At 43.4% G+C, this 14,454-nt stretch carries 13 protein-coding genes and 1 pseudogene; 11 read left to right on the top strand and 3 right to left on the bottom strand.

Features of this window, described 5'->3' with window-relative positions; genetic code table 11:
- Nucleotides 1-164: 164 nt before the first annotated feature.
- Complete coding sequence (gene serB, locus ACT3TU_RS11335) at nt 165-1,355, bottom strand: phosphoserine phosphatase SerB (protein ID WP_192524153.1); 1,191 nt, start codon at nt 1,353-1,355, stop codon at nt 165-167.
- 380 nt (nt 1,356-1,735) lie between these two features.
- On the opposite strand from serB, the gene ACT3TU_RS11330 reads away from it, so the two are divergent.
- From ACT3TU_RS11330 to ACT3TU_RS11310, 5 genes are all read left to right on the top strand, one after another.
- Entirely contained in the window at nt 1,736-3,226 is a 1,491-nt protein-coding gene (locus ACT3TU_RS11330; protein ID WP_192524154.1) for a hypothetical protein, read from the top strand.
- 195 nt (nt 3,227-3,421) lie between these two features.
- Nucleotides 3,422-3,658, top strand: coding sequence for a PA3496 family putative envelope integrity protein (locus ACT3TU_RS11325; protein ID WP_192524155.1), 237 nt, complete (start codon nt 3,422-3,424; stop codon nt 3,656-3,658).
- A 267-nt stretch (nt 3,659-3,925) separates the two neighbouring features.
- The gene (locus tag ACT3TU_RS11320; protein ID WP_192524156.1) at nt 3,926-4,483 is read left to right on the top strand and encodes a UPF0149 family protein; all 558 of its coding nucleotides are present in this window, start codon (nt 3,926-3,928) and stop codon (nt 4,481-4,483) included.
- 139 nt (nt 4,484-4,622) lie between these two features.
- Entirely contained in the window at nt 4,623-5,069 is a 447-nt protein-coding gene (locus tag ACT3TU_RS11315) for a YbjQ family protein (RefSeq protein ID WP_192524157.1), read from the top strand.
- A gap of 49 nt (nt 5,070-5,118) precedes the next feature.
- On the top strand, nt 5,119-5,628 hold the full coding sequence (locus ACT3TU_RS11310) for a YbjQ family protein (RefSeq protein WP_192524158.1): 510 nt from the start codon (nt 5,119-5,121) through the stop codon (nt 5,626-5,628).
- A 158-nt stretch (nt 5,629-5,786) separates the two neighbouring features.
- Here ACT3TU_RS11310 and ACT3TU_RS11305 read toward each other — a convergent pair whose 3' ends face one another.
- Nucleotides 5,787-6,917 carry a formate/nitrite transporter family protein gene (locus tag ACT3TU_RS11305; RefSeq protein ID WP_192524159.1) on the bottom strand — a complete coding sequence of 377 codons (1,131 nt, stop codon included), beginning with the start codon at nt 6,915-6,917 and terminating at the stop codon, nt 5,787-5,789.
- Nucleotides 6,918-7,178: 261 nt separating this feature from the next.
- Here ACT3TU_RS11305 and ACT3TU_RS11300 point away from each other — a divergent pair, with 261 nt between their 5' ends.
- From ACT3TU_RS11300 to cspE, 5 genes and pseudogenes are all read left to right on the top strand, one after another.
- The gene (locus ACT3TU_RS11300; protein WP_192524160.1) at nt 7,179-10,142 is read left to right on the top strand and encodes a valine--tRNA ligase; all 2,964 of its coding nucleotides are present in this window, start codon (nt 7,179-7,181) and stop codon (nt 10,140-10,142) included.
- Nucleotides 10,143-10,152: 10 nt separating this feature from the next.
- Nucleotides 10,153-10,470 (top strand): hypothetical protein, encoded by a 318-nt coding sequence (locus ACT3TU_RS11295; RefSeq protein WP_192524161.1) that lies wholly within the window; start codon nt 10,153-10,155, stop codon nt 10,468-10,470.
- A gap of 42 nt (nt 10,471-10,512) precedes the next feature.
- Nucleotides 10,513-10,620 (top strand): annotated as a pseudogene (locus tag ACT3TU_RS11290) (VWA domain-containing protein); the annotation flags it as partial.
- Nucleotides 10,621-10,885: 265 nt separating this feature from the next.
- Complete coding sequence (locus ACT3TU_RS11285; RefSeq protein ID WP_192524163.1) at nt 10,886-11,311, top strand: YbaN family protein; 426 nt, start codon at nt 10,886-10,888, stop codon at nt 11,309-11,311.
- Nucleotides 11,312-11,551: 240 nt separating this feature from the next.
- Nucleotides 11,552-11,761: a transcription antiterminator/RNA stability regulator CspE gene (gene cspE / locus ACT3TU_RS11280; RefSeq protein WP_192524164.1), complete on the top strand. Its 210-nt coding sequence runs from the start codon at nt 11,552-11,554 to the stop codon at nt 11,759-11,761.
- A gap of 359 nt (nt 11,762-12,120) precedes the next feature.
- Here cspE and ACT3TU_RS11275 read toward each other — a convergent pair whose 3' ends face one another.
- A complete protein-coding gene (locus tag ACT3TU_RS11275; RefSeq protein WP_192524165.1) occupies nt 12,121-13,203 on the bottom strand; it encodes a YeiH family protein in 1,083 nt (360 codons plus the stop codon).
- 189 nt (nt 13,204-13,392) lie between these two features.
- Between ACT3TU_RS11275 and ACT3TU_RS11270 the strand changes: the two genes are divergently transcribed.
- Nucleotides 13,393-14,328, top strand: coding sequence for a LysR substrate-binding domain-containing protein (locus ACT3TU_RS11270; RefSeq protein ID WP_192524166.1), 936 nt, complete (start codon nt 13,393-13,395; stop codon nt 14,326-14,328).
- Nucleotides 14,329-14,454: the final 126 nt, after the last annotated feature.

The raw sequence follows: 14,454 nt of genomic DNA, 5'->3' as shown, positions 1-14,454 counted from the left end.
AGTGTCATTAAATAGTGGCGTTAATAAAGATTTCATTTAGTTAGGGGCTGTATTCTATACAGCCCTTAGTAATTCAATAAGGAATAAAAGCCAGATTAATGACACAGGTATTAATCCTGACATTAACCCAGCTTATGACATATTTTTGAGCTTATATAATATAATTACTTGGTAGGAGTAAGTTCTGGGTAGCCAAGGGCGTAGAGCGTGCCTTCGAGTCCCGTCACATTGATGGCGGCATCAGCACGGGCTTGGACGATTGGTTTGGCATGATAAGCGACACCCAAATCAGCAATGGCCATCATCGGCAAATCATTGGCACCATCACCGATGCAGACGACTTGTGACATCGCGATACCCAAACGCTCAGCCGTATACTCGACGATAGCCGCTTTTTTGGCACCATTGACGATGGGCAGCTGTATATGACCAGTAACTTCGCCTTCGTCAATATCTAAAGGATTGGCATGAACCTCGTCAATGCCCAATTGCTCAGCGATATAGCGGGCAAAATAGGTAAAGCCACCTGATACGAGGACCGTATGATAGCCCAAAGCTTTTAGCGCGCTGATGGTGGTGCGAGCGCCCATGGATAGCGTTAAGCGACTGCATATATCATCAAGCACGTCGGTTGAAATACCCTTTAATAACGCCACACGCTGGGCGAATGATTCATCAAAATCAATCTCACCGCGCATGGCCGCCTCGGTAATGGCTTCGACTTGCTCGCCGATTCCTGCTGTCTTGGCCAATTCAACGATGACTTCTTGCTCGATTAAGGTGGAGTCCATATCAAAGCAGGCAAGCTTATGAGTACGCAGCATATGACCGACCGACAGAATATGACAATCGACCACATCTAAGTTATCGACATTATCTGCACGGCTAGTATTTTTATATTCTTCATTTAGGTCGTGACGCAAGCGTGTCGTCAGCTGATCATCGATGATATGAGCCGCCGCTGTTTTTTTGCCAGGATGCATGAGTGTGTCGGTCACGGGCACCAGCAGATAGCGAAATACTTGTGCGTGGGTAAAGGGTAGGCGCTGGGCGTGTGCTGCCGTTGGCTCGGTATCAGACACGGTAATATTGACAAAGCTGGCATCCGTATCTTCAGCGACGGTGACCAAATGCCAGTTTGGCTGCTCATCGACCCATGATTGTACATACTGGTGAATATCAAGCGTCGATACCTTGGTCGGTAGTACCACAATGAGAGCAAAAACAGGTAAAGATTGTAGCGCGTCAAAATCCTGTAAATTGGTGTCGTTAGGCAGTAGTGACGCAATAGAATCAACGGCTTGTTGCCATGCTTTGCTGTCTTTTGGTAACGAATAAGATGTATTGTTTGGCATGGCTCAATGGTCCCTTGTATGCTCATATAAGATTGGGAATCATAACAGTTTTACCGAGCAGCCCCTAGTAGAATAAAAGAAAATTATTACAATAAATTTATACGCTTAGCTAAAGCCATAACCCTTACTATGGTGATATAGTACATAGAGTAAGCGAAAGATTTGTTGAGAATAGACTGTGCCAAACATACTTGTACAACAAATCTACTGTACGATGGCAACGTCTTATAAATAGTGTTTTATTAAATATTATTTATTGAAGTGTTGAAGTGTTGAAGTGTTGAAGTATTAAATTGCACAAATATAGCTGTGTATTCTTCCAGAAAATGAGCGATAGCCTCGTTTCTTATTTCCATTTATCCAAAAAAGTTTAACATATCATGACGTATTTAGCGCCGCGGCAAGGGTTGTTTGCCATTATTCTTCTGGTTAGTTTTTGTTTACAGACTCTATTATTGGTCATCAGTACCGATCAGCAGCTGAGCAAAAGTCGTGCGTTAAAAGGCGAGCAAATGGTCGCCCAGCTGATTGATGAAGCGAGGCTGTCTTTAGAGAATAAAGACCGCGTCAGCTTAAGCGTCATTGCCAATCGCTATACCAGCGAGCAAGACGTGACCCGCATACTGATTAAAGACAGTAATGATGATGTCTTAGTGCCAGTCGGCAATGCGCCGATGCAGCAGGGCGATACGATTCGTCAAATCGCGACCAAAGGCGATGCGGTGATTGGTAGCGTAGCGTTGACCATAAAGGACGTCAGCAAAGGCGAAATTATCGCTATGCAGTGGCCATTTGTCATTGGCACTATGTTGCTGCATTTGTTACTTTGGTTGATTTATGGCCACCTTGCCCGTCCAACCAAAGAGCAAATTAATGCTTTGAGCCGTGATATTCAAGATTTGCACCGTGAGCAATATATGCAAATCGATCAGCGCAGCCATGACCGTGATCGTGAGCGCCGTACAGCGGACAGCCAAGTAAATAATGATCAAATGGATGACAGTCGAACAGCTATTGGTTCAACGGGTAGTCCGAGTGATAAAGAAGCAGGCAATCCATCAAGCAGTGTCCGTAAGCTGGATATACATAGCGCGGTCAATCAATATGTCAGAACTCAGCAGCATCAAGATTTGGCAGACGATGAAGGTCATGATATAAAACACTCCGATTACCAGCCGACCGCTAACACACAGAGCGAGGCGCATGACGCTGATAGCAGTATGACTAAAGCCAGCAGTGGTCATTCTCGCTTATCTGGCACACGTGCATTTGATAGTGTCAAAGTACAAATCGTTTTTCATGACGAATTCAATATGCTCGAGCGCCTCGCACCTGCCCAGCGCCTGCCTTATCTAGCATTATGTACTCAATTATTGAACCAAGCGGTAACTGAACTACTTAAGCAGCCATTGTTGCTTGGAGTGAGTGCGATGAATGAGCCTCACTTTGATGACAGGGGCGCTAGTGTATTGTTAAAGGCGGATAACAGCCATGCAAAAGTCGCGCTAGCAGGTGTGATGCTCGGCAAACTGTACTTGATGCTCAATAAAATTATTCACGATAAGCATATTGAGCTGACGCGCTTTGCCCTACCTGCAAAAGTGGGGGTCAGCGATGAGGCACAAGCAGATGAAATGTCTCAGTTGCTCCACGGCGTCGGCAAAAAAGAGCAGATGCTCATTTTATTACCAAATGAAGGCCTGAGACAAATCGGCAATCATGTGCAAGTTCATAGTATCATGCGCCCAACCACTGTTTATGAGCGCGAATGTGCGATATTCGATGGTGGTAATGACGCGATGATTCAGCGTTTAGCAGATGTCCGTAATGCGGTTTTGATGATCGAAGCTGCTGATGAGGCTCAAGCTTAATCGCCCAGTTATCGATACGTAGTTTTTAGATTAATAGATAATTGTCTGCTGTATTGATGGTATCATTCTCTTTTTGTTAAAGATTAAATAGACCATAGCGATAAAAAGCATTGACAACATTCAACAGAGACTTTATAAGGCATATATATATTGATGTATTTTCAATACCCTTGCTAAAAACGATAGGAGCTTGTCATGAGTAATGCTGATATTGATGACGATTTTGATGATAATTTTGTCGACGACGATGATGCAAAGATGGTGGAAGAAGCTGAAACGAGCGTGCGTACACGCCTCAGTAGCCTTGAAAAGCGCCGATTAATCGATAACTTGCTAGAAGAAAAGCGTTTGGCCAAAGAGCTAAAAGACGATCTAGATGATATAGACAGTTTCGACGAAGATGGTGATGATTGGGAAGATGACGATCTTTAGTTTTTAAACTTTGGATAGGGTCTAAGTTGAGTAGGGTTTAAGTAAGGGTGCTGAGTCATTTAAGCCGACTAAAGCCCTTTAATAACTGCTAGTTATGTAACTGTGTTAAGCTGGTAGGCTACTATTTTTCTTGGTTTTCTATAGTGTTAGCCATTCATGCTATGCCACTATTTTATGCAGCTCTATGCAACGATTCTTACTTTATTAACTGATTGTTTATTGTGACTGACACAACCTAACTCTCTATCTTTTAAGGACAATGACCTCATGAGTAACCCTTTAAGCTTTGATGAATTACTAGACTATTTAGACAATCAAGAGAGCCAGTTTGTGCTCGATAGTGTCGCCGCGCATGGCTTTTTGACAGCGACAGTCATTGGGCGTCCATTGCCGAATTGGATAGATGCGCTGTTTGAAGGTCACGCGAGCGAGATTCCAGATAATGTCATCGATGGTATCAAGCGCTGGCGCGACTCTATTATGGCTGAGTTAAAAAACGAGACGCCTATCGAGCTACCGTTTGGTGAAAATGCTGGTGATGAAGAAGTGGCAGTCGATTTTTCAGATGAGTCAGATATCGTGGCATGGTCAATCGGCTTTGTCGATGCGATGTATGGTGACGAGGCCAGTGATTGGTTTGAGGATGAAGAGACCGCAGAGGACGTAGCAGTCTTGACCTTGCCAATGATTGTGCTAAGCGGTATCGACGATGAAGATCCAGAGCTTGCGCAGATGCGTAACGATGAAGATAAAATGGCACAAATGGCCAATAGTATCGAAGGTAACTTAACTGAGCTATTTTTATTATTTCATACCAACGACTAAAGGCATTGATCTGTAAACACCTATTGTTGCTATGAACTTTTTCCTATGAGCTTTTTCCTATGAACTTGTTGCTATGAATTTCTCTTGCTTGCTGTTGAACGTTTTTTATAACTCTATAAGTTACCGATAAGGCAGTATTATGACTGTGCAACTCTCCAATCTTGAGCACTTGCCCAACTATCAAATTACTGAGCGCTTAGATGTGGTGTACGGGAGTACGGTACGTTCAAAGCATGTCGGCAAAGACTTGTTTGCTGGGCTTAAAAACATCGTCGGTGGTGAGCTGACGGCTTATACCGAGCTGCTAGAAGAATCGCGCCAAGAAGCGATAGACCGCATGGTTATCAAGGCAGAAGCCTTGGGTGCAGATGCCGTCGTCGGCCTGCGTTTTTCGACCTCTAGCATCGCCCAAGGTGCCTCTGAGTTGTTTGTTTATGGTACCGCTGTTAAAGCCATACCGATGTCGCAGCAATCCTATCAAAGCCCACCAAGCGACCCTCATTATCCGTCTGGTCAGCAGCCAAGCTCACAAAACTCCGCACCAGCACCGACCGATGATTTACCACGTTTCAATCCTTTTGGTTAGCTAACCAAATTTTAAAGCCTCAGCGCTTTTTTATGATAAGAGACGTGATATGAATAACTCCCTTACCCAAATGTTGATGAACTACGCGCCGCTTATTGTGTTATTTGTGCTCGGCTGGTTTTTTGGCTCGCGCCATGAGCGCCAGCATTTAGCACAGTTGAGTATTGCGGAGCAAGAATTGGGTCACATTATCGTATCGACGGAGCGTTTTTATCAGCCGAGCGTTGCAGAGCATAGCCAAGGCGAGTTGGTACTCGGTAGCGTGGTTATCGCCCAAGATTATTTTAAAATGATTATCGCTCGGGTGTTAAGTATCTTTGGCAAAAACTTAACCACCTACGAGACCTTATTAGACCGCGCCCGCCGTGAAGCAGTAGTACGTATGCGGACGCAAGCAAAAGCCAAAGGCTATAATCATATCTACGGCTTACGATTCGAGGTGAGCAATATCAATCAATTGGGCAGCATGGTAGAAGCCATCGCTTACGGCACAGCAGTCGTGAGTACGGACACGGTTGACGTTGCTGATACTACTGCTCATTCTAACTTTTTAACCTAAATGTCTTTTTAGATATACGCTTTTTCTCCTCCATGCCTTTCCTTCTACATGCTTTTTATCAAATTCCTTTTGCTACGTTAATTACGTTAAACACGCTCTAATAAGGTTAAAAACTTTAGATAGAGAGTGGTGTATTAGCAATCTGCATGCTATAAAATCTAAGGCCGACGGGGGCTTATGTTTATTCTTGCCTCTGCTTTATCATTAGCCGTTTGTTCTTTGACTTTTTCGACTTGAAATAAGAAGGTACGGTTTTTGAGTACCGCGACGAACACCACGCCACCGATCGTATTGCCCACCAATACTAGGGCTAAAAACAGTAAATAACGCCATAAACTGACGGTATTACCGTATAGCAAGGCCGAGAATACCTCGATATTACCGACGATACTGTGGTGTAAACCCAAAAATCCGATACTACCGGTAATGAGGGTAACCAAGACGATGCGGCTAAGTGTATCGCGTGCAGAGGTCACAAGCCACGCGGCTACTCCCATCATCCAGCCTGCCAATATGGAACTACCAAATATCACCCACCATTCAAACCCTAAAATATGTTCAGCATAAGTATCAATGTCGCTCACGCTAAACAACTGCATGTTTAAGCCCAAACCAACCATTAATGCGGCAAACAAACAACCGCCAACAACGTTGCCCGCGATCACAGTGCTCCACAGCCGTAGCAACTTATGTAAAGGCTCGATTTTATTGAGTACTGGAAGGCTCAATAATGACGTTTGCTCGGTGAATAATAGCGATTGACCAATGACCACAATGATAAAACCAATCGGATAAAGTAGGGAAGCGAGTACGATGGAGTATTGACTGGGTAGCACATCGCTGAGTAGGGAAAAAGCGGCTAAAATCATAAAAAAGCTAATGCCAATCTCAAGTCCAGCAGTAAAAGCACTGGTAAACAGCGAGCCAAGCGAGCGCTCAAAGGTTTCTTTGGCATCCATCACTTGCTCAACCAATATACTGGCGTAGCTTTTTGCTTGACTTACATTGTCGTCGTTAGCGACCTTTTTGATGGTTTCTTTATCTTCATCGCTCATATCTTCAGAGAAATCTTCATCCTCTAAATTTTCAGTCGCATCGGTGTCACCGTCATCCTTGTCAGTGCTATCAGTGTTTTCTTTTTCTTCTTCTTCATCAGGCTCAACATAGGTATATATGTTTTTCTGGGTATTATCAGCTTTATAATAATAGATAGCAGTATCATCGATGACGTTTTTATCATCGACATTATTGGCTTGAGAATTATTTGTACGCTCAGTATCTTGGGACACGGTCAGCTCGCTATTTATCTGATATTAATTTTATTATTCTAACCATTCTATCGTATGAACATCGCTTGTTGTGTTGAGAATTCAGCCAATTGCTGTGGTTTACTGTTGTTAATTGGACAATGCCGCTCTGTACGTCTGATAAATGTTCTTAGCATCTAACAAAATCTGGCCATCTGCGTTAAAATCACTCTATTAATTATTATCCCTAATTTTTGCCTTATTTGTTTAACCACATTCATTTTAACAAAAGACCATTCTATTATGAGCAATCCTAATATTAATTCTAACGCCACTCTGACTCAATCTATCCAAGCGGCGCTAAGCCAACTTGAAAATGCGTACAATCCTGCACAGGTCGAAGCGGGCATGTATCAAGGCTGGGAGGACAGTGGTTATTTTCAGCCGACATTTGATAAAGACGAATCATTTTCTATCGCGCTACCACCACCGAACGTCACTGGATCGCTGCATATGGGTCATGGTTTTAATAATGCCATTATGGATGCGCTGACTCGTTATCATCGCATGGATGGTGACAATACGCTTTGGCAACCGGGTACGGATCATGCCGGTATCGCCACCCAAATGGTGGTTGAGCGTCGCCTCGAGGCACAAGGTATCAAGCGCCGTGATATGACTCGCGAAGACTTCATCGATAAAGTGTGGGAATGGAAGGAAGAGTCGGGCGGCAATATCACCAGCCAAATTCGCCGTTTGGGCAGCTCGGTCGATTGGTCGCGTGAGCGCTTCACCATGGATGATGGTTTATCCAATGCGGTAAAAGAAGTATTCGTGCGTCTGTTCGACGATGGTTTGATTTATCGTGGTAAGCGTTTGGTGAACTGGGATCCAAAATTCCAAACCGCGCTATCGGATTTAGAAGTCGAAAATCATGACGAAAAAGGCAGCTTGTGGCATTTCCGCTATCATTTCACTGATAAAGAATTGCAAACTCAAGATGGCAAAAACTATCTGGTCGTAGCAACCACACGCCCTGAAACCTTACTTGGCGATACCGCTGTTGCGGTCAATCCAAGCGATGAGCGTTATTCACACCTGATTGGTAAAACCATCACTTTGCCCATTACCAATCGCGTGGTGCCTATCGTCGCTGATGATTATGTCGAAAAAGACTTTGGTACCGGCTGCGTAAAAATTACCCCAGCGCATGATTTTAATGACTATGAGCTTGGTCGTCGTCATAGCCTGCCGTTGATTAATATCCTTGATGAGAGTGCTAATATTTTACCAGCGATGGAAGTTTATCCTGATCTACAAACGCGTGAGCCAACCTTAGAGACTACGCCAAGCGACTATGCAGGACTTGAGCGTTTTGCTGCGCGTAAGTTTTTAGTGGCGCAAGCAGGCGAGCAAGGCTGGCTAGAGGACATCGAAGACTACGCGCTAAAAGCCCCGCGTGCTGAGCGTGGCGGTACCATCGTTGAGCCATGGTTGACCGATCAATGGTACGTAGCGGTCAATAAACTTGCCAAGCCTGCGATTGACGCGGTAGAAGATGGCCGAATTGAGTTCGTTCCTGCGCAATATAAAAACATGTATATGGCGTGGATGACGGACTTGCAGGACTGGTGTATCAGCCGTCAGCTGTGGTGGGGACACCGTATCCCTGCGTGGTATGACGACGCGAGCGGTGAGATTTATGTCGCCCGTGATGAAGCCGAAGTGCGCACTAAATACAATTTAAGCGATGATGTTAAATTACGCCAAGACGATGACGTACTTGATACGTGGTTTAGCTCGGGGCTTTGGACATTTAGTACGCTTGATTGGGCGGACGTCAATGCTGATCCACGCGTACTTGAAACCTTTCACCCGACCAGCGTCTTGGTCACCGGTTTTGACATTATTTTCTTTTGGGTTGCACGCATGATCATGATGACCATGCACTTTGTGAAAAATGAAGATGGCACCCCACAAGTACCGTTTAAAACCGTTTATGTTCATGGTTTGGTTCGTGATGGTAACGGTCAGAAGATGTCTAAATCGAAAGGTAATGTCTTAGATCCTATCGACCTTATCGATGGTATTGATTTAGAAGCGCTGGTTGAAAAACGCACCAGTAATATGATGAACCCAAAAGACGCCGCCAAAATCGAAAAGCAAACCCGTAAAGAGTTCCCAGAAGGTATTCCAGCTTTTGGTACTGACGCGCTGCGCTTTACTTTTACCTCGCTTGCCAGTACCGGTCGCGATATCAACTTTGATCTCAAGCGTGTTGAAGGTTATCGCAATTTCTGTAATAAAATCTGGAACGCCAGCCGTTTTGTACTGATGAATTGTGTGGACAAAGAGGGTAATGCTCAAGCGATTGACCAAGCTGCGAACCCTGAGGTGTGGGAACTACCAGAAAAGTGGATTATGAGTCGTCTAAACTCGACGATTACCTCTATTCATCAGCACTTTAGCCAGTATCGCCTCGATATGGTCAGTCATGATATTTATGAGTTTATCTGGAATGAATACTGCGATTGGTATGTTGAGCTTGCCAAAGCCAGCCTCAATGATGATTCGGTATCGGACGAGCGTAAAGCGCAAATCCGCTACATACTGCTGCACGTCCTTGAGACCGCACTACGTTTTAGCCATCCGATTATGCCGTATCTAACCGAGCAAATTTGGCAGACTGTCGCGCCGCTACTAAATCGTAAAGACACCGATAGCATCGTGATTGCTGATTATCCACAAACCGATACTGCGCAAATTAGTGAACAAGTCGAAGCCGATATGGAGTGGCTACAACAGCTGATCGCCAGCGTGCGCAATATCCGTGGTGAGATGAAACTGGGTAATGCCGTACGTCTACCAGTCTTGCTACAAAACATCTCTAGCGATGAAGAGGCGCGTCTATCGCGTATCAAAAACCAATTTAAGGCACTTGCTAAGGTCGAAAGCCTAGAGATTTTGGATAGTAGTGACGGCTCTGATAAAAAGATACCATTATCATCATCAAGTATGGTTGGTCAGCTGCGTGTACTTGTGCCGATGAAGGGACTGATTGACCCAACGGCTGAGCTGGCTCGTTTAGGTAAGTCATATGATAAGTTGAAAGGTCAAGCTGAAGGCATCTCGCGTAAGCTCGGCAATGAAGGGTTCGTTAGTAAAGCGCCTGCCGAAGTAGTCGATGCTGAGAAAGTGAAATTGGCTGAGTTAGAAGGGCAGTTAAAAGCTATGGCAGGGCAGATGGAAGAGTTAAAGGCGTTGTAGTATATTTTTAATGATGGTTCTATTACCTGTAGTTTTGGTTATGGCGGTTCTGTATTTTTACTGGAATCGCCATGAGCCATTAGACAGATATGCCATTTTCGCCACCATATTTATGATGGTATTCTTGATTTCGCTTCTTTTTTTAGAGCCAAGCTTACCCAGTCATCAACGTATCGGCACGCTGTTTATCGTGTTGCCGCTTGTGTCTTATGGGGCGATATTGTTTCCTGAGATGAACCCGAATATGCCTGTACAAGGTACAAAAGGGTTTGGTTGGCTTGGATTAGTGGTGACTGTGATCATTTTGGTTGGGTTTAAAGTTTTTTAAATGTAGGTCTATTCTGAAAAAGTACAAACTCCTTATTTTGAATTAGACAACTTGGATGACATTAGCGAAGAAGCCTTATATGAAAACATGCTAGAAGAGTTTCCAAGCTGGCTAAAAGAAGCATGCGAGATAGGGTTGATAGCGAACTAAATCAGAGTTTTGTCACTAGAAAGTAAAACCGTTATTGCCTTATGTGATAGCGGTTTTTTATTTCAAAGCTTTAATTAAATACATCAACTCACTTACCCAACATACCTATCAATAGCAAAAACTTCATAAAAATAGCCTTGTACCTTTTTGTGTGATATTGCATGCTTAGCTACCTATATAGGTCATTATTTTAAGCAGCGTTTTAGCTGTATAGCCTATATACTTTAGTATCAGCCATTCGATATCAGCCAATGACAGCATTTATATGAGCCAAAACAAAAAAGCCTTTTATTATCGACCCAAGACCAATCAACACAACAGCCCAACCGTGCGTTGGACGTTTTTGATATTGGGCTGGGTGTTTTTTGTCTTGGGAATTATTGGTGCATTATTGCCAGTGATGCCGACCGCGCCTTTTATATTACTGGCAGCAGGGTGCTGGGCGCGTAGCTCACGACGTTTTCATTTTTGGCTCATTAACCACAAATATTTTGGTAAGTTCGTCCGTGATTGGGAGAGTAATCATGCCGTGCCGCTGTATGCTAAGTGGTTAGCGGTAGTAATGATGACCTTATCTACGTCGATGTTGTTTTATCGGTTACCAGCCGATATGATATGGATGGCATGGCTGGTAGCCGCGGTGTGTACTGGGGTGGCTATCTATTTATTCCGATTACCAAACGCCAAGTAATCTGCTATTTTGGGCAAAAAAGACGATTATTTGTAACCAGTTACACGAAATGTCATATATAACTTGCGATACTGCAATGGACATCCTATAATGTGTCCAAGCTTAAGAGCAGTTCTGCACCAAATCATTACCTCGTAGTATTAGTTATAATCCTTCGTTTTAATATTTATCGTTCAGTAGCTATTTGCAAGCGTTACCGGTCACTAGACCATTAATAAATTAAAAAGTAGGATTATCGATATGTCAGATACTCAAAAAGGTACAGTTAAGTGGTTCAACGAAGCTAAAGGCTTTGGTTTTATCGCTCCAGAAAACGGCGCAGACGTTTTTGCTCATTACAGCGAAATCACTGGTTCAGGTTTCAAAACTTTGGCTGAAGGCCAAGAAGTTGAGTTCACTGTAACTCAAGGCCAAAAAGGCCCACAAGCACATAACATCGTTGCTATCTAATTCGTCTTTTTATAGATGAATGACTAGATAAAAAGATGTGTAAAAAACGAACCTAAGGGTTCGTTTTTTTTCGTCTATATTTTGATATTATACCATTCACAAAAACTAGAGTAGCAAGGAAAACGAGTGCAAGTGCTACGAACTGTAGACTAAACGAGTTTGACACACAGCTAATCGTACTTTTTGGGTTTGGTATTAGTAGGTTAATATTAAGAGCTGAATCGAATATCTTTAAAATGAAAAAGCCTACGAACTATAATGATCGTAGGCTTTTTTTATTTTATTTTAAGATAATGAAGGTCATTAAGATTATTAAGGTCAGTTTAAATTAGCGGATAAGCATTAAATAACGTAATTTATTAGAAGGAACTGATCCCAATATTAATCAAACCGCCACCTATGATTAACCAAGCAAACATAATGGCCCCTAAGATAAGAGGTTTAACCCCAGCTTGTTTAATAGCGCTCATATGAGTGGTTAAGCCAAGTGCAAACATCGCCATCGTTAGCAGGATATCATCGAATATGACCATGCTATGCTCAAAGCCTGCAGTCATCGGGATCCAAGTATGCAGTAACACTACCAAAATAAAGATAAAAGCAAACCAAGGGACTTTGACTTGTTGCACGCGATTCATCAATGAGGGTTTTTCACCATTCTCGCTACTGCCTTTGGTTAAAGCAAACGACAATATCAATAAGAAAGGGGCGAGCATCATGACTCGTATCATCTTGGTGACGACAGCCGTATTACCAACATCGGTGTTCACCGCATTGCCAGCGACCACCACTTGCGCGACTTCATGAATGGTTGAGCCAGTATAAATACCATACTGCTGGGCGTTTAGCCAAGGTTGCAACCAGCCGAGATGATATAAAAATGGATATAACAGCATCGCAATGGTACCAAAGACCACCACTGTCGCTACGGCAATAGTAACTTTGTGTGCTTCTGCTTTGACCACGGGCTCTGCGGCAATGACTGCTGCGGCGCCGCAAATACTAGCGCCTGAACCGATCAATAACGTCGTTTGCTTATCGACTTTTAACCATTTTGTACCCAGCCAGTAGGTCAATAAAAACGTCGACGTCAGTACCAGTGCATCTGTCATTACGGCTGGCATACCGACGCTAGCTACTTGGGTCAATGTCAGCTTAAAACCATAAAATATAATGGCAAGGCGCAAAACCTGACCTTTGGCAAAGCCAACGCCTGCACTTAATTGGTCAGAAAAATTTGGATAAACCGTATTGCCGAGTACCATCCCCAGTAAAATTGCCAGCGTTAGGGATGACAGTCCAACGATGCGACCATTCGACCAAGTGTCTAAGCTCATATTTAACCATAAGCAAAACAAACTACCAATCAGTACGAAGATAAGCCCTATGGCCTCGCGGTTATGCGGGACGTAGTTATTTACTGATCGGGTTAAAGTGTTCATGGCACATACATCCTATTATTTATTCTCTATAATCGAAATAAGCATAAGCTTATGAATAGGCAGTATAAGCCAAGTCGATTTATAATAAAAACAGATTAATAAGATATAAACTATCGATTTTTCAGGTCGATAAAGGGTTTTTAGGTATTATAAATAGGTTATTTAAGCAGATAGAAGGTTTGAGGAAATATGAAAAAAGCCATGCAGACTTTACCGAGGATTACGCTTAAACAGCTATCTGTCTTTGTCACTATTTACCAGACGGGTAGTACCAGCCGCGCCAGTGAAGCGCTGCATCTATCACAATCAGCCGTCAGTAGCGCGCTGACAGAGTTAGAAGCAAGGCTACAGATGCCACTATTTGAGCGAGTGGGGCGCAGGCTTAATCAACACCCCAATGCTCATCCTATCTATATACAAGCGCAAGCAATCTTAGGGCAAGCGTTGACGCTGGAGCATTATCATAAACATCAAGCAGGGCAGATTCATATTGGTGCCAGTACCACCATTGGCAATTATGTTTTGCCGCCGCTGCTTGCCAAGTTATATAAGGCGCTACCAGATGCCAACGTCGATATGTATATCGCCAATACCCAAGAAGTGGTTAGCGAGGTGGAGCAATTAAATATTGATATTGCTTTGGTCGAAGGTATGCCGCGCCCGACGGATATGAAAGTGCTTGAACAGCGCGCTTGGCGGACGGATACTTTGGTAGTATTTGCTAAGCGTGACAGTCGCTGGTTAAAAGAGTTTTCTGCGTATAACGATAATGATAACTGTTATGAGCTAAGTGCTGAGCAACTGGCAACGCTGCCTCTATTGGTAAGGGAGGCGGGTTCGGGTACGCGGCAGATTATCGATGAGCAATTACTGCAATATTTACCCAATGCCGAGGTTATTATGGCCATTCAACAATCAGAAGCCATTAAGCATATGGTCAGCGCCGATATCGGTTTGGGTTGTTTGTCGCAGCATGTGATCCAAGCAGAGTTGGCTAAAGGACAACTGGTACAGGTCAAAGTCGCGGGCATAGATTTGTCCCGAACCTGGTGGTTAGTCTGGCATAAAGCTCGCCATCAAAGCCCAATTTGGCAGACGTTTATTAATATTATTCAAGAAGGTTAAAATTGGTGTTAACTATCAATATAACATTGAGAATACTTACCATTTCAATCAACCATAAAAAAGCGCATTATCACTAGATACAATGCGCTTTTTTTAATATTCTTAAACAACTTATGAACGCTTTTT

Source organism: Psychrobacter sp. AOP3-A1-26, assembly GCF_052378235.1.
Taxonomy (GTDB): Bacteria; Pseudomonadota; Gammaproteobacteria; order Pseudomonadales; family Moraxellaceae; genus Psychrobacter.
The sequence above is the reverse complement of the archived record's forward strand: the minus strand, read 5'-3'. Positions and strand labels throughout refer to the sequence as shown.